The organism is Lawsonia intracellularis PHE/MN1-00 (assembly GCF_000055945.1).
Taxonomy (GTDB): Bacteria; Desulfobacterota; Desulfovibrionia; order Desulfovibrionales; family Desulfovibrionaceae; genus Bilophila; species Bilophila intracellularis.
Genome location: NC_008011.1, coordinates 1,253,263 through 1,273,966, shown reverse-complemented (window position 1 = coordinate 1,273,966; position 20,704 = coordinate 1,253,263). Strand labels below are relative to the sequence as shown.

Genomic DNA, 20,704 nt, shown 5'->3' with positions numbered 1-20,704 from the left:
AGTTAGTAATTATAAGGACGCATCATATATATATATATTATGATGCTTTAATGTTTAATCTATCTGTGAGGAAATCATGGTAAACTCTACTTCACACTACAGTAGTGACATCTATATTTCTAACCCTATGCCGATTGCTCCACATAACAGGCCTCGAGAAAATACAAATAGGAATAGAGGACGTCGTATATTCCTAGCCCTAATTAGCCTAGGGATGACTGAATTAGCAAGACTTGCATTAAGGGCGTATAGAACAAGACATACCCCAAATAATAACACTCCTCAAGTACGTCAAGCACAAATAGCACAACACAATCTACAAATAATAGATAGCCATTTAGACCCAAACAAACTCCCTATGTTTCCTAGGGTTAAAGAAAATGTTATAATGAGTACCTCCCAATTTTTTGAAGGGATAGATGTCCCAAATCCTAAAAACTTTATTGATAGTGCACTACAACAACTTAGAAATGATATAACAAATTATCCTAAGTTATCAGAAAAAATGTTCAAAGAACTTTTAAGTGCTAAACTAAATGATACTGTATTAAAAGAACATATAATAAATAAAGTTACATCTCAAATTTCAACGACTTCAGATGTCAACCTTGGACCTATCGTACAATTTCTTTTAACAAAATTTAATTCAGAAATAGAAGGTGTTCTAACTGGTCCACCTTCGATGCTAAAAGAAAGTATAGAAGAACTTAACCGTCATATAATTATTTCAACAAAAAATATTATTATTCAAGAAAAAGTTATAGATAAGTGTATTGAAACTGGCCTTAAAGCAGTCTTAAATGCACTTAATGCAACACCCCAAGAAGTAATGGCTCTCCCACGCCAAACTATTTTAACTAAACTTTATACTGCAGCAGATAATATAGAAAAAACTGCTAATCAAAAAAACGGAACACCTACTGAAATCCCTGCTTGTGTTTATGAAAAAATTCTTTCACAATTATCAGATTCGTTTTATAGTACTATAATCCAAGCTGGGATCCTTACAAATGCTGCTACAAAAGATAGCCACATTACAATGATACTTCTTGAAAAATCAATGCATATAGTTTCTAATAGTAACATATCTCCATTAATAGAAAAAATAACACAATCACCAGAAGATATTAAAGAAAAGAAACGTACAGCTATTCAGCTTTCTAGACTTCTCTGTGACCAAGCACGCACTGTATTTAATAATGAGTGGGATATATACCCTTCTAACAAACAAAATCTAATTTTGTCTGTTGTATATTTACTAACAAAACTTAATCATCCTCAATTACAAGATACAACCGTACGAGAACAATTATCTGTTCTTGCTAAAGAAATAGATAAGGATGGCCTAAACCTAGCAAAAAAATTATCCCAAGCTAACTCTAATGAAGCAGCAGTAACTCGTTTAATGGCACAATCAAACTTTCTTTCAAAAACACTAATTATGATATTGAGCTTCATTGGTGGAAAAGGTTATGGATTAGAATAAATTTAATATTCTACTCTAAAATACATACCCTACCATATAAAATACTATAAATAGACACTTGACAATATCACTAATCGATATAACATCAATAGAGAATAATAAGATACATTTATAATAAAGTTTTCTTCTCATAGTTAATTTTTACTACCTACACTATAACATATACATCTATTCCAAGGAGCTTTTTATGGATGCTCAAAGCCTTATTAAAGAACTAGGGCCCATTATCAATCTTCCTGATCTTGCTCTTGATGAAAATAATGTCTGTCGTGTAGAATTTGACGACATGCCTGTAGACTTTGAAGCTTTACCAGATGGAAGTATGTTATACATTTATGCTCAAGTTTCACCTGTACCTCCTCCAGGAAGACGTGAAAAACTCTTTACACGACTTCTAACAGGCAATCTTTTTGGAGGAGAAACACTTGGTTCTACCCTAGGCTATGACATAAACCAAGAGTCCATTGTTATGCATATTGCTCTAGCTGTTGAAAAAAACTCTTTCTCTGACTTTCAAACCACTTTAGAACGTTTTCTTGATCGTCTAAAGTTTTGGCGTGAAGAATGCCAAGATATTGTTCTTGGTTCAGGCAATAGAGACAACGCTGAAGATGTAAATTATAAAGATGGACTACGTGTATAATAAAAATAAATGGCTTATAAGCCACCTTAATTTTTAGCGTTACTTATAGTTAGTACTAACCGTAAGTAAAGCATACTATAAAGAACTATAACTTCATCATAAGTTAATTAATGATATTAATATTATGTTCAATAATACTAGTTAATATTTCTTTATAGTAGGCTTTTTCTGTTAATTTATTAATAATTGTTCCATACTCAAGAATAACAATTTCGTGAGCTAATCTACAAATTTGTGTGATATTATGTGAAACCATAATAATAGGGTATTCACTAGCTAACTCTAATAGTAAAGACTCAATTTTCTGTGTTGCATGAATATCTAAAGATGATGTAGGTTCATCTAGTAGAAGTATAGCAGGCTCTAAAGCTAACATCCTTGCAAAACAAAGTCTTTGTTGCTGACCACCAGAAAGATAGTGTGCAGGAATATCTAAACGATTTTCAACTTCTTGTAATAAACCAACCCTATCTAGTGCAGAATAAACATATGTAGGAATATCTTTTTTAGCATAGTGTGTTAATTGTTCAAGAGGAATAGAAATATTTCGATATACACTAGTGGGGAAAACATTTGGAGTTTGAAATACCATCCCAATTTTCTGACGTAACTTTGATAATGTAAAGTTCTTCTGAATAGATGGAAAAACAGATTTTAACCCATAACCTAAATCTGCTTCAATGTACCCCTTAGTAACACAACCATCAAATTCTTCATTTAGCCGATTTATACTACGTAATAAAGTTGTCTTACCTGATCCAGAACGACCAGTTATAACAAAAATTCCATGACTTGGAATATCCATAGTTATATGACTGAGAACTTCTTGTTGATGAAAAGAAACTGTTAGATCAACTACATGTACAGCTATAGACATTTCCCCTCTCTATAACTAAATCTATAAATTTTAGAACCAATAAGCCTAGCAATACAAAATAAACTAACTATTAAAAAAAGAAGCACAATAATAGCTCCAAACCCTTGACTAAGCTCCTGTTGTGTTTGGTATTGTGTAGCAGTATAGTAAATAATAAAAGGTAATGCTTCAAATTTTGAACCTAGTCCTGAAGGAAGTCCTGCATTAGCAACTACACCTGTAAGTAAAATAACTGCTGTATCTTCAGCAGAACGACTAATAGCTAATAAAACCCCTCCCCACAAACCTCGACTAGCAGCAGGTAATTTTATAAACCAAATAAATTGTTCTTTAGTAAACCCTAATGCTGTAGCGCTTAAATACAGTTCATTTGAGACTGCAGAAAAAGCCTCTTGAGAAGTAACAATAATTGTAGGTAGGACAAGTAAAGCTAAACAGCCTCCTGCTAATAATAAACAAGTATTAGCTTCTGGCCATATTGTATGACGTAAAAATATAATAAGTAAAAAACCAAATAATCCCATCACAATTGATGGAATACCTGAAAGGATATCAACTAGCCATCTTATATAATAAGATTGAGATGCTGACGCATACTCTGATAAAAAAATTCCACATCCTATACCAGGAATGATAGCTAAAGATAGTGTAATCCCAATTAGCTCTAATGTTCCTAGAACTGCTGGCCATATCCCGTCCCATACAGGCTCTAGACCTAATAAAGCCCTTAAAGGTGGAACATTCCCAAAAAATATTGCTATATTTAATGTAGGTAACCCATTCCAAATAAGAAAAGCTATAAAAAAACAAATGACTACCATAATAATGACTACTGAAAAGGATGCTAGTAAAGAAAATAAAAATAAAAATACTTGGTTCATGATAGTTTTATTATATGGCGTACTAATATACTTACTGTAGCATTAATGATAAGTAAAAGAATCCCTGATAAAAAAAGTGAATCATATGCCATACCAGACATTTCATTAGCACTTGTGAGTGCAATATGTGCTGTAAGCGTTCGTATACTCTCAAAAATATTCTGAGGTAATTGTGGTGAATTTCCTGATAACATAAGAGATATTAGTGTATCTCCTATTGCTCGTCCAAAGCCAATTATTGCTGCTACAACAAAAATTTTTTTTGATTTTGGTAATACAAAAAAATAAAAAAGCTCTAATCTTGAAAAACCTAATGCAATGCCTTCAAGACGTAGCTTTTCTAAAGAAGTAGCTAATCCTGATTCAAAGACTAAGGTTATAGTTGGAAGGATTAATAATGCAAGAATAACACCTGCAGAAAATAAACAAAAACCTGTACCTCCAGCTCCTTCACGAACTAAAGGAACTAGTAAAAAAACAGCTACAAAACCATAAACAACTGTAGGAATAGCTATCATAAGCTTTATAAAATAAGCAACCACTCTAGCTAAAAACCTTTTATCTACCTTCAACATCCAAATATTCAAGCCCAGAGCTAATGGCCATGCTAGAGACAGGGCAAAAATAGCTAAAAAAAAAGAACCTCCCAACATAGGAAGGATCCCAAAATAGCCTTCATTAGGCTGCCAAGTTAATGAAATAATCTTTTCCAAGTTAGTATTACTTATTATAGGTAAAGCAAGAGCAATAAGCATTGTTATAAGTACTAAAATACCTGTTAAAACTATACTTACAGCAAAATATATACTAACTTTGAGCCAACTCATAGATAAAAACACACAGGTAACTAGTTTTGGCTATAAAATAACTACTCACACGCTATTCTCTTTCAATAGGAATGTATCCTGCTTTGGTAATGATATCTCTCCCATCAGGGGAATAAATATAATCTATAAATAACTTTGTAATACCTTTAGGCTCTCCCTTTGTATTCATGTAAAGTAAACGACTTATAGTATAAGAACCATTAAATGTATTTTCTTGTGTAGGGATCATATTATCAACAACTAATCCTTTTACAGAACTGTCCAAATATCCAATCCCAATATAACCAATAGCATTCTTATCTTGGCTGATAGCTGTCTTTATAGATCCTGTTGAATTAAATACATTAGCTTTTTTATAAGGATGAGTTTTATGCATTACTTTATCTTCAAAAACCTCTCGTGTTCCACTTCCGTCCTCTCTTATATAAAGGGAAATAGGAGCATTATTCCCTCCAACTTCTTTCCAGTTTCTTATCTTTCCAGAAAAAATTTTCTTAAGTTGCAGTTTAGTTAATTGTGTTATCGGATTTGAAGGATTTACAATAATAGTAACTCCATCAATTGCAAAAGGAAAACTTACAAGTCCATATTGTTCAACTTCAAACTCTTTCAAAGGGCGACCTGTATTACCTATGCTAATAAGTCCTTCTGCTAACTTCTTTACGCCTACACCAGATCCTCCACCTGTAACAGTAATTTTGATGGCAGGATTCACCATCATTATATTTTTAGCAGCTTGCTTCATTACAGGGAGGTGTGCTGTACCACCAGCTATATCTAAAACTCCGCTTTGATCTTTGAATAATTCTAAGGATGATGCCGAAACGTGTACTACAGACAACGCCATAATATACAATAAAACAAAAAAATTTTTCATAACCACTTTCCTAGCATTAAATTATCTACTGATATTTTTCAGATATATTATTATATTTCAAAAAAAATGAAAAAAATGAAAAACCGGTTCCACACCTACAAACATTACTTCAAATTCACCCACAAAGCATGCAAACAGGCCGATAGTCTTAGATTCACTACTATCAAAATATTTACAGGGCTAGTATTAGGATTCAAACTGTGAATGTAGATATCGGTGATGGGCATCGTCAACTCCCTACATCTCTTTGAATTTTGCAATACCTATGTGGACAAAAATTCTGTAACCACAAACAGTTGTCCATGTGAATATTATAATGGATCATAGCATGGCCATGTCTAGAGATATACCTACAAACTTTGGGATGCAACCAAACATGGCTGGACATTGAGAGGAAAAGGTACCAAAAAGGATTATTACACTTTGACACCCTTCATAATACCTAATTTTGGCTCCCCGGGACGGACTTGAACCGCCAACCTAGTGATTAACAGTCACCCGCTCTGCCTATTGAGCTACCGGGGAACGCTACTTAACTTAAGTTGGTGTTTATCTAAACAAAACCATACAGTCAAGCTTTTTATTTTTCAAGACTCATTTTATCTTCTTGACTATCAAGCTCTTTTGGACTACCGCTAATTAAATATAGAATACGCCTTAATTGTATTACTGGAGAAGCATTCATTGATACAGAAAAAAAAATCTCATCCCCCAATTAAATTAGCTACCAAGTCACCTCATGTATCTTATTTTAAACCTCTGCTTGAGAGCCTTGCAGAAAAAAATGAGCTTAATGAAGTTATCAAAAACTGTGTAGTAAAATCCTGTGAGCTTTTAGACTCAGGAATTCCTCTCTACCCAGATGAGTTCGTTAAAGAGCATTATGCTGGTATGCTTCGTGCTGAATATGAAGCCTATAGTGCATCTGAACTTGAATCACTAGACGAAATTTTTGCTTGTGCTGGACGTATTATCTCTCTCCGGTCATTTGGTAAAGTAATATTCTTTCATATCATGGATAGAAGCGGTCGCATTCAATGTTATGCATCTCGTGAAAATATGGGAGAAGAAGCATTTAGTACATTCAAAAAGTTTGATATTGGTGACATTGTTGGTGTTAATGGAAAACTTTTCCGTACAAAAATGGGAGAATTAACTCTCAACTGCTCCACTATCACATTATTAGCTAAGTCCTTCCGTTCTTTACCAGAAAAACATAATGGCCTTACTAACATAGAACTTAGGTATCGCCAGCGATATATAGATCTTATTGTTAATCCTAAAACAAGAGATATCTTTAGAAAGCGTAGTAAAATTATTCATGAAATTAGAGCATTCTTAGAAGAAAATGGCTTTATAGAAGTAGAAACACCTATTCTTCAACCTATTCCAGGTGGTGCAATGGCGCGTCCATTTACTACACATAATAATGCAATGGATATGACCCTTTATATGCGCATTGCTCCTGAACTCTATTTAAAGCGGCTTCTTGTTGGTGGTTTTGAAAAACTATTTGAATTAAATCGTAGCTTCCGTAATGAAGGAATCTCTATCCAACATAATCCAGAATTTACCATGTGTGAATTTTACTGGGCCTATGCAACATATCTAGATCTTATGGAACTTACAGAAGAAATGTTTGCATACCTTACAAAAAAAATCTGTGGTACTATGACTATATCTTACCAAGGAAATACAATCGATTTTACACCTGGGACATGGCAAAAATATACATTTCATGAGTCTCTTGAAAAAATTGGTGGGCATTCTCCAGAGTTTTATAATAACTTTGAAAAAGTTAGTGAATATATTAAAGAACATGGAGAAAAAGTTCTGACAACTGACAAAATAGGAAAACTTCAAGCTAAACTCTTTGACCTTGACGTAGAAAACAAACTGATTCAACCCACATTTATCTATCACTATCCTACTGATATCTCTCCACTCTCCAAAAAAAATAAAGATAACCCAGAAGTAACAGATCGTTTTGAGCTTTTTATTGCAGGAAAAGAAATTGCTAATGCATTTTCAGAACTTAATGATCCTATTGATCAACGTCTGCGTTTTGAAGAACAAGTTCTTGAGAAAGCACGTGGAGACGAAGAAGCATGTCCCATGGATGAAGATTATCTTCGTGCATTAGAATATGGAATGCCACCAGCAGCAGGGGAAGGTATTGGAATTGATCGACTCGTTATGCTTCTTACAGACTCTCCTTCCATACGAGAGGTTATCCTTTTCCCTCTATTACGAACAGAACGCTAATGAAGTTTGAACTTTTTATTGCTCTACATTATCTCTTTGCAAGACGAAAACAAGCTTTCATTTATCTTATTTCATTAATGTCAATTTTAGGAGTTGCTATTGGTGTTGCCTCTCTTGTAGTTGTATTAGGGGTTTATAATGGGTTTACTATAGATATCCGTGACAAAATTCTTGGAGCTAATGCACATATTATTATTACAGGAAACTTTGATTCACCTATAGAAGAACCTACAAGTTTTACTCAGCTGTCAACTACTTCTATGCTGTCCCAAAATGCTCTTATTATCCTAAATAAACTTCAACAAACTTCTGCGATAATAGGTGCTACTCCCTTTATTTATGCAGAATGTATGATATCCTCTCCTCATGGAGTAAAAGGTCTTATTTTAAGGGGGATAGATCCCTCATCAGCACAAAATGTCATTTCTATGCTTTCTCATCTAACAAAAGGAAATCTTGAAGATCTTATCCCTAAAGTTTTAGGGACTCCAGACGGTATTATTATTGGTAATGAGCTTGCCCAAAGACTCAATGTAACAATAGGTAGTCGTGTAAACTTACTCTCACCAACAGGACAAAAAACATCTTCAGGATTTCAGCCACGGATACGACCACTTATTGTAACAGGAATCTTTCATACAGGTATGTTTGAATATGACACTTCTCTTGCATTTACTTCTCTTAATGCAGCAAGAGAACTTCTTGGACTACCTCACAATTATATTTCTGGAATAGAAGTCAGTATTCATGATGTGTATCAAGCAAATTATATCACAAACCAACTGCAACAAGAGTTAGGTCATAATTTTTCTGTACGAAGCTGGATGGATATGAATGCAAATTTATTTGCAGCACTTAAGCTTGAAAAAATTGGAATGTTTATTATATTAGCTATGGTTGTTCTCATTGGTTCTTTTTCTATTGTTACAACATTAATTATGCTTGTAATGGAAAAAACAAGAGATATTGCTATTCTAACCTCCATGGGGGCTACAAGCCAAATGATCCGTCGTATTTTCATTTTACAAGGAACTATTATTGGTATTGTAGGAACTTTGCTAGGTTATCTACTTGGAATTACTCTTGCACTTTTATTGCAGAAATATCAATTCATTAAACTTCCCCCTGGGGTATATACAATAGATCACTTGCCAGTATTACTTAATTGGCTAGATATATTCATTATTGGTACTTCTGCCATGCTACTATGTTTTTTTGCTACTCTCTACCCTGCCCATCAAGCGGCTCGACTACAGCCTATTGAAGGATTAAGGTACGAGTAAAAATGTCACAATATCTATTAGAAAATATAGTAAAACAGTATGACAGTCCTTCTGAACCTATTTGTGTCTTACATAAAATAAATCTTTCTATAGCTCACGGAGAATCATTAGCTATTATTGGTGCATCTGGTTCTGGGAAATCAACCCTATTGCATATCCTTGGAGCATTAGATATACCATCTTCTGGCACTGTGTTATTTAATAATAAAAATTTAAGTCATATGGGCCCAAATGAAAAAGCATGCTTTCGTAATAAACTACTGGGATTTATTTTCCAATTTCACAACTTACTTCCAGAATTCTCTGCTGAAGAAAATGTTGCAATGAAAGCTCTTATTGCTGGTATACCAAAAAAGAAAGCTCTTCTGCTTGCACGAGAAGCACTTGGTAGTGTAGGACTTGAAAATAAATACCATCACAGAATAACAATGTTGTCAGGAGGTGAACGTCAACGTGTAGCCATAGCTAGAGCTATTTTATTAGAACCCCAAGTTCTTCTTGCAGATGAACCAACAGGCAACCTTGATCAAAAAACAGGTGAACACATTGCCAATCTTCTAATCTCACTTAATAAAACTTTTAATATAACTCTTATTGTAGTCACACATAATAATGATATTGCCCATTCTATGGGACGCTGCCTTGAGCTGAAGTCCGGAGATCTACATGACAAAACGCCTGAATATATTTCTTCTACTGTTACTGTGTAATATACTTTATTGTAATATAATAGCCAATGCTGCTTCAAAAGACGATCCTTCTATTGTGGTTCTCCCATTTCAAATTAATGGCTCATCAAATGATGAAGAGTTACAAACAGAACTACCAATGCTTCTTGCAACTGCATTAAAGAATAAGGGATTTCGTGTCATCCCTAATAAATCTGCATTAAATCTTCTATATAAACAAAATATCTCCCAACTTAATATTTCTACTGCAAAAAAGGTAGCTCAACAACTCCATGCTGACTATGTAGTATACGGCAGTTTCAATCAAACAGGTGAAAATTTTAGTATTGATAGTAGGCTTATTGATAGTACAGGTGTAGCATCTGCACGTCCATTATACATAGAAAAACCAAAATTTAATGAGCTAAATATTGCTGTAACAGAACTTGCTGAACGTATAAGTAATGGCCTTATAAAGAAAAACACTATTGCTGATGTACGTATTCATGGGCTTAAAGTTCTTGATCCTGATGTAATCCTTACACGACTCACTATTAATAAGGGAGATCATACTGATCATGCCAAAATTAATGCAGAAATCAAAAAAATATGGGAATTAGGATATTTTAGTGATGTCTCTGCAAGTATTGAAGAAAGCGGGGAAGGACGATTACTTGTATTTACTGTACAAGAAAAGCCTAAAATTACAGATGTTGTTGTTCAAGGCTCAAAAGCTGTAAGTATCGATAACATTCTTGCTGCAATGAGTTCTAAAAAAGGATCAGTTATTAGTGATAGACTATTGTCCCAAGATATTCAAAAAATTACCGACCTCTATAGAAAAGAAGGCTACTATCTCGCTGAAGTTAATTATGAAATAAAAGAGAAAGAAAATACTTCTTCTGCAACACTATTGTTAACAGTAAATGAAGGGAAAAAACTTTATATTAAAGATGTCCGAATTGAAGGACTTGAAACAATAAAAGCTAAAACTTTAAAAAAAGAGTTAGCATTAACAGAACGTAATTTTTTATCATGGTTTACTGGAACAGGTGTATTACGTGAAGAATATCTTGAACGTGACTCTATAGCAATCTCTGCCTATGCCATGAATCATGGCTATGTAGATATTCAAGTTGCTTCACCTGAAGTAACATTCAATGAAAAAGGAATTGTTATTACATTTAGAGTAAAAGAAGGTAAGCGCTATAAAATAGGAAAAATAGACTTTAAAGGAGATCTTATTGAGACAAATGAACAACTCCTTAAAGTAACAAAAATTGATGATCATAAAAACTATGAGCAGTATTTTTCTCTTTCTGTTATGCAAGATGATGTAAAAGCATTAACAGATTTTTATTCAGATTATGGTTATGCATTTGCTGAAGTAGATCTTGAAACAACCAAAAATGAAGAAGATGCAACAATTGATGTTACTTTCCTTATTGATAAAAAACAAAAAGTCTTTCTTCGTAGAATAATTGTTGAAGGAAATACTCGTACTAGAGATAATGTTATCCTCCGTGAATTACGCCTTGCTGATGGAGATCTTTTTAATGGTCAACATCTCCGACGCTCTAATGAATGCCTTAACCGCCTTGGCTATTTTAACCAAGTAGATACAGATACACTGCCTACAGGGAAAGATGATGAAGTTGATCTACTTGTAAAAGTTCAAGAAGCTCGAACAGGTGCAATCACAGGTGGTGTTGGTTACTCAACACATTCTAAATTTGGTGTTTCAGGAAGTATCTCAGAAAGAAACTTATGGGGAAAAGGTTATATTTTAAGTATTGAAGGTTTTATTTCTAGTAAGTCATCTTCTCTTGATCTTTCTTTTACCAATCCTCGTGTTTATGATACAGACTTTGGCTTTAGTAATAACATTTATACGCTACGAGATGAATGGGATGACTTCCGTAAAAAAACTTATGGAGATACCATACGTCTATTTCACCCTATAGGAGAATATTCATCTATCTTTGTTGGCTATCGAATTGATCAATATCGTCTATATGATATTCCATCTACAGCACCACGCTCTTATCTTGACTATCAAGGGAAAAATATTTCTAGTGTAGTAAGTGGTGGTTTTACTTTTGATTCTACAGACAGTCGTGAGAGACCATCTAAAGGGCATATTGCAAAACTAATTGTTGAATATGGAGGTGGTGGTCTTGGTGGTAATGATAACTTCTTCAAGCCAATTGCTGAACTACAAGGATTTTACTCAATTTCAAGAAGTAAAAACCATATAATACATTGGCGTACACGTGCAGGTGCAGCTTATAAGAATAGTAAAAAACCTGTGCCAGTATTTGACCGATTTTTTATTGGTGGTATAGATAGTATTAGAGGATATGATACAGAAGATCTTGCACCAAAAGATCCTCGCTTTGGAGATGAAATTGGTGGTGATAGGATGGCTTTTCTTAACCTAGAGTATATTTGGACATTCCAGCCAGAGCTAGGTCTTGCATTAGTTCCATTCTATGACATAGGATTCCAAACAGATTCTGTACAAACTTCTAACCCATTCTCTAAACTCAAACAATCATATGGCCTTGAACTTCGCTGGCGTTCACCAATGGGAGATTTGCGATTTGCCTATGGTATACCACTCAATAAAAATGTTAGTGGCAAAAAAACTCGTGGTAGATTTGAATTTTCAATGGGGCAATTCTTCTAATAACATAATATAACTCATAAAATAAGAGATACTATAAATTTAAAGATGAGAGGTGCAGGGAGCCGCCCCATAAAAATGTTGTTATGCCATAACTACTGCACTAGGAAATAGATGAATATAACATATTCTCTTCAATGCAAGCATGAGCAACATCATTTGTCGACAAGCCATTGCAATTTTATCCAATTATATTTATTGGAAAAAACTGTTATGGATACCTATCCTAGCTTACTTTATTGTCATAACCAATAATAACATAATACAAGCAGCTGCACCTACAAGTCCAGGTGCACGTTATGAAGAAGCTAAAAAAGCATTAAAAAATCTTCAGTCAGATTCTATAAATCAAAAACTTAGAGATCCTTGGCTAAAAATTTCTGATCTATTTTTTAAAATATATACTTCATTTCCTGATTGGATTAATCGTCCTTTTGCACTTTATTATTCAGCTGTTGCCCTTGACGAACTTGCAAAACATTCTTTCACAGTTTCTGATGCTGAAAAAGCTATTAAGTGTTATCAATCTGTCATAACTAAATATCCTAAAAGAACTATTACTGAAAGTGCATTACTAAATATTGCAAAAGTTTATGCTGAACGACTTCATAAACCTAATGATGCCAAAAAGTATCTCCAAAAATTATTAACAGACTATCCTAAAAGTGATAAAATAAACGAAGCTCAGATATACTTAAAAAGCCTTGAAAACCTTAAAGAGGAACCTCAAAAAACTTCGACTACAAGCACATCTAAAGCAAAAGAAGCTTTCCACTCAACATCCAAACAAAAAAATTCTCATTTACAAAAAAAAACTTCCGAAAAAACATTAGCACAACTTGAAAATATCAGATGGGAAGTAAAAAAGAGCTATCTTAAACTTATTATTACTCTTACAGAACCTATCACATGGGATGTAATATCTCATCCAGCAAACCCTAAAACAGGTAATCCTATCCGTTTACTTATAGAATTACACAACACAATTCCAAATCCTTGTATAAAACCAGGAATATGTATTAAACAAAACAAACTAGAAAAACTAAGAGTGGATCTCTCCACTCCAACTGTCACAAAACTCTTGCTAGATTTTAGTGATCTAAAAACATTTAAAGTGGAAACAACACATAATCCTTTTCAGCTCATTATTTACACATCACCTACTCCTGATGGAATAGCAAATGGAATGAAAATTGGCCAAACAAAACATTCACACCCAAAATCCACTTCTCCAAAACCTATTGTGGCACACGATCTTGCACAACAACTCGGCTTAACAGTAAAAACAATACTTATAGATGCAGGACATGGAGGCAAAGATCCTGGAGCTACACATAATGGAATTATTGAAAGTGAATTGACTCTTGAACTTTCTAAAAAACTTGGTCAAATTTTAGCTGCAAAAGGTTTTACTGTACACTATACAAGACAAAATAACACATGGGTAGCACTTGAAGCTCGCTCACGGAAAGCGACTACAGTTAAAGCTGATCTTATGATTTCTATTCATATTAATGCAAATAAAAACACACAAATCCATGGTCTTGAAACATACTACCTTGGACTTGCAAGATCTAAAGAGTCTACATATATTGCCCGAATTGAAAATTCTACAAGTGAAAAAACACTAAATGATCTTGATATACTTTTAAAAGATGTGATGTTAACATCAAAAAAGCATGAATCACGTAGACTTGCAGAGTCTGTACATCAAAATATTCTTACCCACCTTATACAAAAAAATTATAATACTCACAATGGTGGGATAAAATCTGCACCTTTTCATGTTCTTATAGGACCCAAAATACCAAGTATTCTTGTTGAAGTAGGTTACTGTAGTAATAAAGCTGAAGCACAGCGTCTGGCATCTAGTAATTACCAAAAAGCATTAATAGAAGGATTAGCTAAAGGTATTTTCTGTTACCTAAAAAAACTACAATCACCTTGATATTTACTCTAGTTTTATTCTATCTAATTGCACTTAATAGCTTGACGAATTATTATATGAAGGCTATCCATGTGAAGGTTACCTGTAAGCTTTTAAATGTAAAAATTATGCAACCATACTTTATTCATTCAGAGGAGCTTCATTATGAAAGTAAAAACTCTTTCCATGGCTATTTTAGCTTGTTTATTAGTAGCTAACAGTGCATTTTCGGCTGACTTCCCTATTGGTGTCTTTAATTCTCAATCCATTGCCATGGAGAGTGAAGCAGCTAAGGCCGCTCAAAAAAAATTACAATCAGAATTTGGTAATGAAAAAACACAACTTGAAAAACAAGCAAAAGATTTGCAAACAAAAGCTGATGATTTACAAGCTAAGTCAGCAGCTATGTCTAACCAAGCACGTGAAGATAAACAAAGAGAATTTCTTGAACTTCGTCGTAATTTCGAAGAAAAATCTCGTGACTTTGCAATACGTGTCGAACAAGCTGAAAACACATTACGTCAATATCTAGCTGAACAAATCTATCTTGCTGCTGAAACTATAGCAAAAAAGAAAGGGTTAAAACTTGTTCTTGATAGTGCTAGTGGAAGTGTAATGTACCTTGAAAAAAATCTAGATATTACAAAAGAAATTCTTGAAGCCATAAATGCTGCATGGAAAAAAGGTGGAAGTAAACTTCCAGAGATGGCAAACCGGAAAAAATAACAGATGCCCCAGTATAAACTTTCAGAAATTGCTAAACTTTTAAACTTAACATTACAAGGTGATGATATTGAAGTTGTAGGCGTAAATACACTTCAAGATGCATCACCAAATGAGATAAGTTTTCTAGCAAATGCTAAATATATTCACCAGCTTGTTTTGTCACAGGCTGGTGCTATTATTCTTTCAAAAGAATATGCTAGTCGTGTTCCACGAGCACTAATCAGTACTGAACCATATAGAGATTTTGGTAGAGTTCTTTCTTTATTCTCTATACCTCAAGGATGTTTTGATGGTATAAGTCATCAAGCTTATATACACCCTACAGCACAAGTCTCTAAAACAGCTACTATCTATCCTTTTGTTTTTATAGGATCACATACTGTTATTGAAGAAAATACTACTCTATTCCCAGGTGTATACATTGGTGAACATTGTCATATTGGGAAAAATTGTACTATTTACCCTAATACAGTACTTATGGCAAACACATCAATTGGAAATGACTGCATTATTCATGCAGGAGTAGTCCTTGGCTCTGATGGGTTTGGATTCGCACTTACAGAAGAAAAACAAAAAATTCCTCAAGTAGGAAATGTAATTATTAAAGATAAAGTGGAAATCGGAGCTAATACAACTGTCGATAGAGGAACCCTAGGAACAACGACTATAAATGAAAACACTAAAATAGATAATCTTGTTCAAATTGGACATGGTGTAACAGTTGGTAAAAATACTGTTATTGTTTCACAAGTTGGTATATCTGGTTCTACATCTATAGGGGATAATTGTATTCTTGCCGGCCAAGCAGGAATTTCAGGCCATCTTACTATAGGTAATAATGTTACTATTGGTCCACAATCTGGTATTGGTAAAAATATCCCTGACAATCAAATCCTAGGAGGAAGCCCTGCAGTTGACCGACAAACTTTTTTAAAAACATCTGTACTTATGCCACGATTCCCAGAGCTCTTTAAGCGTATAAAAAAGCTTGAAAAAATTTTAGAAAAGAAAAAAGAGCATAATATATAGGAAAAATTAATGTCCCATCCATTACCTCCAAATATCCAAGAAATTCTACAGTTACTTCCCCACCGTTATCCCTTTTTACTTGTAGATAGAGTTATTGAATTTAATGCTGGCAAATATATTAAAGCTTATAAAAATGTTAGTATTAATGAACCATTTTTTCAGGGTCATTTCCCTGGATTTCCTGTCATGCCTGGAGTTCTAATTTTAGAAGCTATGGCGCAATCAGGTGGAATCACAGTACTCCAATCTTTTCCTATTAATGAACTACAAGGTAAAGTTTTTCTATTTGCAGGGATAGAAAATGTAAAATTCCGTCAACAAGTTATTCCTGGGGATCAACTTATTCTTGAGTGTGAAATAATTCGCCATAAACTACAGTTGTGGAAAATGTCTTGCCAGGCATTTGTAAATAATAAGCTTGTGGCAGAAGCAATACTAACTGCAGCAATGACAAACAAGGAAAATTTTTAATGTCTGTAACTATTCATCCTACAGCAATTATTGCTTCTTCAGCACAAATAGGTATTGATGTAACCATTGGCCCCTATGTAATTATTGAAGATGATGTTAATGTAGGAGATAGAACATATATAGATTCTCATGCAGTAATTAAACAATACACTAGGATAGGAACAGATAATCATATTCATTCACATGCTATGGTTGGAGGACAACCTCAAGATCTAAAATTTTCTGGTGAAATAACATGGTTAGAAATCGGTAATTATAACAAAATTAGAGAGTTTGCTACATTACACCGTGGGACTGCTGGAGGTGGTGGAATAACTAAAATTGGGAATAACAATCTTTTTATGGCCTATACACATGTAGCCCATGATTGTATTCTTGGTAGTAATATTGTTATGTCAAATTGTTCAACCTTAGCAGGTCATGTGCATATAGATAATTTTGCTATATTAGGAGGTTTATCAGCTGTTCATCAGTTCTGCAAAATTGGTGAACATGCCTTTATTGGTGGAATGACAGGAATTAGCCAAGACATTCCCCCCTGGATGCTTATAACTGGGAGGAAAGGTATAATACATGGTCCAAACCTTGTAGGATTAAGACGTGCTAATGTACCTTCAACAACTATTGCAGCAGTTAAAGATACATTCAAGCTTATTTGGAAAAGTACTATCCCTCGACCAGAATCACTTAAAACTTTAGAAAAAAAATATCCAGATGTTCCAGAAGTTCAAAGTATTATTCGTTTTATTCGCAATAGTGAAAGAGGTGTGTGCAATACAGCTAGTGGATCTGAACCCTCTGACGAACTTGACTTACTATAATAATATGACATAGAAACTTTTTACAAAATTGACACTATGCCCTTGTAGCTCAGTAGGTAGAGCACATCCTTGGTAAGGATGAGGTCAGCAGTTCAATCCTGCTCAAGGGCTCCATTCTTATGATTATACTAAACTTTTCATATAATCTACAATAATCAAATATAAAATAGTAATAGTAGACTGTTATAAACTGAACTTCCTTACTATCTTCTATCATCTGATATTTTTATCTTTTTAGTTTAACATCTGTTACATTATGCATATAATAATTATATTATGCATGCTATCGTTATTAACCTATCAAGATTTGGTGACTTAATACAGACGCAACCTGTTATAACAGCACTTCACCAAGATGGATATCAAGTTGGACTTATTTGTCTATCCAGCTTTGTAGATGCAACATCATGTTTATCACATATAACATATGTGAATCCTATCTCTGGGGGGAAATTACTATCATTGATTGAACAAAATTGGATTTATGCTCTTGCTAATTTCCAAGAATGGATAGAACAAATCTATAATACATTCCCGCCAAACCGAATTCTCAATCTTACTCCTCATATTCCTGCTCGTCTCTTAGCTTACGGTCTTTCACAATCAATTATTCCAGTAGAAGGATTTAGTGTCGATAAATACGGGTTTGGTGTAAGTGACTCAATGTGGGCAAAACTCTTTGAAGCTTCAACAAAAAAAAGACGATGTAGTCCATACAATCTTGTAGATCTATTCAGAATGATATCTCATGTTGAACATATTCCTGCATGCTATAAACTTAAACTTCCCCAAAAAACAAATTTACTAACCTCAACAACACACTTTAAAAATCATATTTTTGAAACCAATAAACAATATCTAGGATTTCAACTTGGTGCTAGTTCAACATTGCGTCAATGGCCTGTATCTCACTTCGCACAATTAGGAAAAAAGTTATATAATCAATTAGGAATTATCCCTGTACTTTTTGGTAGCGAATCTGAACAACACCTTGCTCAAGAATACATCAAAACTGGTGCTCCATGTATTGACCTTGTAGGAAAAACAAAAATTGCAGAACTTGCAGCTATCCTATTACATATCTCTCTTCTTATTACAAATGATACAGGAACAATGCATTTAGCTGCAGGAATGGGTATACCCTCTCTTGCTATCTTTCTTGCAACTGCTCAACCATATGATACTGGTCCATATCTTGAAGACTGTTGTTGTCTTGAGCCATCATTAAATTGTCACCCTTGTGACTTTGATACCACATGTCCTATTGATACAATCTGTCGTACTACAATTTCTGCTGATGCTATCTGGCCACTTCTTACTTATCGTTTAACTAACAAAAAATGGCCTGAAAAAGCACCAATTGAAACATCTACTGTAGCGCGGGTATGGATAACAACAAGAGATCATTATGGTTTTTTTAATCTTCAATCTCTGTCTGGCCATGATAAAGAAGATAGAAGTAGTTGGTTGTATATCCAACGATATTATTATCGTCAACTTATTGACTTGTTAGATAACCCTAATACAACAAAAAGTTATCGTCCTTTATCTACAAAGGTTATCTCACAGTTATCTCAGAATGTTAGGCAACAAGCATCCAATACTCTAGAACAGATATCTAGCCTTCTCAAGTTATTAGAACAACAAGGCCTTCTCCTTTCTGAAAAACATATTTCACAATTTGGTAAAAAATTTCTTTCTACTACCTATAATATTACAGAACTACTTGAACAAAACGAATTATTTACTGCACTAGGGATATTCTGGAAAATGTCGATCCATGAACATGCTGACAATTTATCACATGTATTAACTATTGCTAACTCCTTTCAAAAAATCATTACAAAATGGAATAATTCTCTAAAATAATGGCTCACCTCTTGCAAGATATCTTGTAACTACTATTAATAGCATATGAGGAGGCATTATGATTATAATCGACGGTAATAAAACTGATATGCAAATTAAAAATTTTTCTAACCTTGAAGAAATTTTACTTTACGCAGCAAGCGATTCACGTCTTGAAAATAGAATTGTTACTGATGTATTGTTAAATGATGAACTCTTCTCTGAACTATATCCTCACCAAGCAGAAGATATTCCAACAAATGAAATAAATTCTGTAGAAATACGCTCTATTCCTTTTGGAGAGATGGCATATAATATTACAGAAGAACTTTTAAAAGTTTCTAACTTTATTGCTACAGGCAGCAAAGAAGTTGCTCAACACTTTAGAAGAGGTGAAGATGATGAAGGACTTGAACTTTTTCAAGACTTACTAGATGTTATAAGAGATTTTATGACAATGGTAAGTGTATTACGAACTGACTTTATTGTTACAGACGATAACGTCTTTGCAGATTGCAGTGAACAAATTTCATCTTTATTAAGCGAAATGACAGACGTGCTTGAACAAGAAGATTGGATCATGCTTGCAGATCTATTAGAATATGAGTTAATTCCTGCTTGTGAACGTTGGAATATTATTATTGAAGAGTTACGCAAAGCTATCCAAAATAATCTTGGAGCTTAGTATGTCTAAAAGTCTAGCATTGTATGATGAAGCATTACATATTGGCCAACTGGAGTTAGATGCATTAAAAGCTGAAGAAGTAGAAAAAGCTGATGAATATTGTAATCACCGTGCTCAACTCTTAGAAAATGCATGGAATATTCGTGATGCTGAAAATGAACAAATTCGATCAAAATTACTTGCTATAAAAACATTACAAGAAGAACTTATACAAGAAGGAACAAAACTTAAAACAAATATCCAGCAACAACTCTCAGCTTCAAAAAAACAACAAAAAGTTTTAAAAGGTTATAAACTATCTGTTGGACAAGCAACTTCAATGCTAGATAATGAGTTACATAAACTTTCAATTATTGCTCAATAGATTACCTCCTCATATAGCATAACAAATAAATAAATAAATAAAGACTGAAAAAAATTTTTTCAGTCTTTATTTATTTTAAGGTTTGTATTTAATTCTTAAATAAAGTCAGGATCAACAGCAGCTCTACCCTGAGCAAGTATAATTTTTAAATAATGAATAGTCCTTTCATCAACAGGAACAAGTGGAAAGGCCAAGCTACATGAATCACATTGAGTCATTGCAGGTTGTGTTGGTGAAATAAGAGGCATTTTCCTTCCACAATGTGGACACTTATAGATAAAAAGAAGTTCCATTCCTGATGGTGATACAGGAGATATAGGACGATTTTGTTCATGCATAC

Annotated in this window: 19 protein-coding genes and 2 tRNA genes; 15 read left to right on the top strand and 6 right to left on the bottom strand. The window is 33.7% G+C overall.

Annotation, left to right across the window (positions count from 1 at the left end):
• Nucleotides 1-76 precede the first annotated feature (76 nt).
• Entirely contained in the window at nucleotides 77-1,486 is a 1,410-nt protein-coding gene (locus tag LI_RS05650; protein WP_011527116.1) for a hypothetical protein, read from the top strand.
• 187 nt (nucleotides 1,487-1,673) lie between these two features.
• Nucleotides 1,674-2,129, top strand: coding sequence for a type III secretion system chaperone (locus tag LI_RS05645; RefSeq protein WP_011527115.1), 456 nt, complete (start codon nucleotides 1,674-1,676; stop codon nucleotides 2,127-2,129).
• A 103-nt stretch (nucleotides 2,130-2,232) separates the two neighbouring features.
• On the opposite strand, the gene LI_RS05640 is transcribed toward LI_RS05645, so the two are convergent.
• The 5 genes from LI_RS05640 to LI_RS05620 form a co-directional block, all read right to left on the bottom strand.
• Complete coding sequence (locus tag LI_RS05640) at nucleotides 2,233-3,006, bottom strand: ABC transporter ATP-binding protein (protein WP_011527114.1); 774 nt, start codon at nucleotides 3,004-3,006, stop codon at nucleotides 2,233-2,235.
• Nucleotides 2,997-3,887 carry a PstA family ABC transporter permease gene (locus LI_RS05635; protein WP_011527113.1) on the bottom strand — a complete coding sequence of 297 codons (891 nt, stop codon included), beginning with the start codon at nucleotides 3,885-3,887 and terminating at the stop codon, nucleotides 2,997-2,999. Before LI_RS05635 ends, LI_RS05640 begins: the two co-directional genes overlap by 10 nt.
• On the bottom strand, nucleotides 3,884-4,714 hold the full coding sequence (locus LI_RS05630; protein ID WP_011527112.1) for a PstC family ABC transporter permease: 831 nt from the start codon (nucleotides 4,712-4,714) through the stop codon (nucleotides 3,884-3,886). The genes LI_RS05635 and LI_RS05630 overlap by 4 nt, the downstream gene beginning before the upstream one ends.
• A gap of 52 nt (nucleotides 4,715-4,766) precedes the next feature.
• Nucleotides 4,767-5,591 carry a phosphate ABC transporter substrate-binding protein gene (locus LI_RS05625; RefSeq protein WP_011527111.1) on the bottom strand — a complete coding sequence of 275 codons (825 nt, stop codon included), beginning with the start codon at nucleotides 5,589-5,591 and terminating at the stop codon, nucleotides 4,767-4,769.
• A gap of 449 nt (nucleotides 5,592-6,040) precedes the next feature.
• Nucleotides 6,041-6,116, bottom strand: a tRNA-Asn gene (locus LI_RS05620).
• A gap of 159 nt (nucleotides 6,117-6,275) precedes the next feature.
• On the opposite strand from LI_RS05620, the gene lysS reads away from it, so the two are divergent.
• The 13 genes from lysS (at nucleotide 6,276) to LI_RS05555 (ending at nucleotide 20,364) form a co-directional block, all read left to right on the top strand.
• On the top strand, nucleotides 6,276-7,856 hold the full coding sequence (lysS, locus tag LI_RS05615; RefSeq protein WP_015353810.1) for a lysine--tRNA ligase: 1,581 nt from the start codon (nucleotides 6,276-6,278) through the stop codon (nucleotides 7,854-7,856).
• A complete protein-coding gene (locus LI_RS05610; protein ID WP_011527109.1) occupies nucleotides 7,856-9,139 on the top strand; it encodes an FtsX-like permease family protein in 1,284 nt (427 codons plus the stop codon). Before lysS ends, LI_RS05610 begins: the two co-directional genes overlap by 1 nt.
• Nucleotides 9,140-9,141: 2 nt before the next feature.
• The gene (locus LI_RS05605) at nucleotides 9,142-9,849 is read left to right on the top strand and encodes an ABC transporter ATP-binding protein (protein ID WP_011527108.1); all 708 of its coding nucleotides are present in this window, start codon (nucleotides 9,142-9,144) and stop codon (nucleotides 9,847-9,849) included.
• Nucleotides 9,806-12,496, top strand: coding sequence for an outer membrane protein assembly factor BamA (gene bamA / locus LI_RS05600; protein WP_015353809.1), 2,691 nt, complete (start codon nucleotides 9,806-9,808; stop codon nucleotides 12,494-12,496). Before LI_RS05605 ends, bamA begins: the two co-directional genes overlap by 44 nt.
• A 142-nt stretch (nucleotides 12,497-12,638) precedes the next feature.
• The gene (locus LI_RS05595; RefSeq protein ID WP_011527106.1) at nucleotides 12,639-14,441 is read left to right on the top strand and encodes an N-acetylmuramoyl-L-alanine amidase; all 1,803 of its coding nucleotides are present in this window, start codon (nucleotides 12,639-12,641) and stop codon (nucleotides 14,439-14,441) included.
• A gap of 144 nt (nucleotides 14,442-14,585) precedes the next feature.
• Entirely contained in the window at nucleotides 14,586-15,146 is a 561-nt protein-coding gene (locus tag LI_RS05590) for an OmpH/Skp family outer membrane protein (RefSeq protein ID WP_011527105.1), read from the top strand.
• A 3-nt stretch (nucleotides 15,147-15,149) separates the two neighbouring features.
• On the top strand, nucleotides 15,150-16,175 hold the full coding sequence (gene lpxD, locus LI_RS05585) for a UDP-3-O-(3-hydroxymyristoyl)glucosamine N-acyltransferase (RefSeq protein ID WP_011527104.1): 1,026 nt from the start codon (nucleotides 15,150-15,152) through the stop codon (nucleotides 16,173-16,175).
• Between the two features lie 9 nt (nucleotides 16,176-16,184).
• Nucleotides 16,185-16,646: a 3-hydroxyacyl-ACP dehydratase FabZ gene (fabZ, locus tag LI_RS05580; RefSeq protein ID WP_011527103.1), complete on the top strand. Its 462-nt coding sequence runs from the start codon at nucleotides 16,185-16,187 to the stop codon at nucleotides 16,644-16,646.
• A complete protein-coding gene (lpxA, locus tag LI_RS05575) occupies nucleotides 16,646-17,467 on the top strand; it encodes an acyl-ACP--UDP-N-acetylglucosamine O-acyltransferase (RefSeq protein ID WP_011527102.1) in 822 nt (273 codons plus the stop codon). Before fabZ ends, lpxA begins: the two co-directional genes overlap by 1 nt.
• Nucleotides 17,468-17,505: 38 nt before the next feature.
• A tRNA-Thr gene (locus LI_RS05570) sits at nucleotides 17,506-17,581 on the top strand.
• Between the two features lie 162 nt (nucleotides 17,582-17,743).
• Nucleotides 17,744-19,336 carry a glycosyltransferase family 9 protein gene (locus tag LI_RS05565; RefSeq protein ID WP_011527101.1) on the top strand — a complete coding sequence of 531 codons (1,593 nt, stop codon included), beginning with the start codon at nucleotides 17,744-17,746 and terminating at the stop codon, nucleotides 19,334-19,336.
• A 58-nt stretch (nucleotides 19,337-19,394) separates the two neighbouring features.
• A complete protein-coding gene (locus tag LI_RS05560; protein ID WP_011527100.1) occupies nucleotides 19,395-20,000 on the top strand; it encodes a hypothetical protein in 606 nt (201 codons plus the stop codon).
• Between the two features lies 1 nt (nucleotide 20,001).
• Entirely contained in the window at nucleotides 20,002-20,364 is a 363-nt protein-coding gene (locus LI_RS05555; protein ID WP_011527099.1) for a hypothetical protein, read from the top strand.
• Nucleotides 20,365-20,459: 95 nt separating this feature from the next.
• On the opposite strand, the gene LI_RS05550 is transcribed toward LI_RS05555, so the two are convergent.
• Nucleotides 20,460-20,702, bottom strand: a complete 243-nt coding sequence (locus LI_RS05550) for a hypothetical protein (RefSeq protein WP_015353808.1) — start codon at nucleotides 20,700-20,702, stop codon at nucleotides 20,460-20,462.
• Between the last annotated feature and the right edge of the window lie 2 nt (nucleotides 20,703-20,704).

Coding starts and splice junctions, on each gene's coding strand:
- LI_RS05640 (WP_011527114.1), bottom strand. CDS start 3,006: ATGTCTATAGCTGTACATGTAGTTGATCTAACAGTTTCTTTTCATCAA.
- bamA (WP_015353809.1), top strand. CDS start 9,806: ATGACAAAACGCCTGAATATATTTCTTCTACTGTTACTGTGTAATATA.
- lpxD (WP_011527104.1), top strand. CDS start 15,150: ATGCCCCAGTATAAACTTTCAGAAATTGCTAAACTTTTAAACTTAACA.
- LI_RS05605 (WP_011527108.1), top strand. CDS start 9,142: ATGTCACAATATCTATTAGAAAATATAGTAAAACAGTATGACAGTCCT.
- LI_RS05610 (WP_011527109.1), top strand. CDS start 7,856: ATGAAGTTTGAACTTTTTATTGCTCTACATTATCTCTTTGCAAGACGA.
- LI_RS05630 (WP_011527112.1), bottom strand. CDS start 4,714: ATGAGTTGGCTCAAAGTTAGTATATATTTTGCTGTAAGTATAGTTTTA.
- LI_RS05560 (WP_011527100.1), top strand. CDS start 19,395: ATGATTATAATCGACGGTAATAAAACTGATATGCAAATTAAAAATTTT.
- LI_RS05645 (WP_011527115.1), top strand. CDS start 1,674: ATGGATGCTCAAAGCCTTATTAAAGAACTAGGGCCCATTATCAATCTT.
- LI_RS05590 (WP_011527105.1), top strand. CDS start 14,586: ATGAAAGTAAAAACTCTTTCCATGGCTATTTTAGCTTGTTTATTAGTA.
- LI_RS05635 (WP_011527113.1), bottom strand. CDS start 3,887: ATGAACCAAGTATTTTTATTTTTATTTTCTTTACTAGCATCCTTTTCA.
- LI_RS05550 (WP_015353808.1), bottom strand. CDS start 20,702: ATGCATGAACAAAATCGTCCTATATCTCCTGTATCACCATCAGGAATG.
- LI_RS05650 (WP_011527116.1), top strand. CDS start 77: ATGGTAAACTCTACTTCACACTACAGTAGTGACATCTATATTTCTAAC.
- LI_RS05625 (WP_011527111.1), bottom strand. CDS start 5,591: ATGAAAAATTTTTTTGTTTTATTGTATATTATGGCGTTGTCTGTAGTA.
- fabZ (WP_011527103.1), top strand. CDS start 16,185: ATGTCCCATCCATTACCTCCAAATATCCAAGAAATTCTACAGTTACTT.
- lpxA (WP_011527102.1), top strand. CDS start 16,646: ATGTCTGTAACTATTCATCCTACAGCAATTATTGCTTCTTCAGCACAA.
- LI_RS05565 (WP_011527101.1), top strand. CDS start 17,744: ATGCATGCTATCGTTATTAACCTATCAAGATTTGGTGACTTAATACAG.
- LI_RS05595 (WP_011527106.1), top strand. CDS start 12,639: ATGAGCAACATCATTTGTCGACAAGCCATTGCAATTTTATCCAATTAT.
- LI_RS05555 (WP_011527099.1), top strand. CDS start 20,002: ATGTCTAAAAGTCTAGCATTGTATGATGAAGCATTACATATTGGCCAA.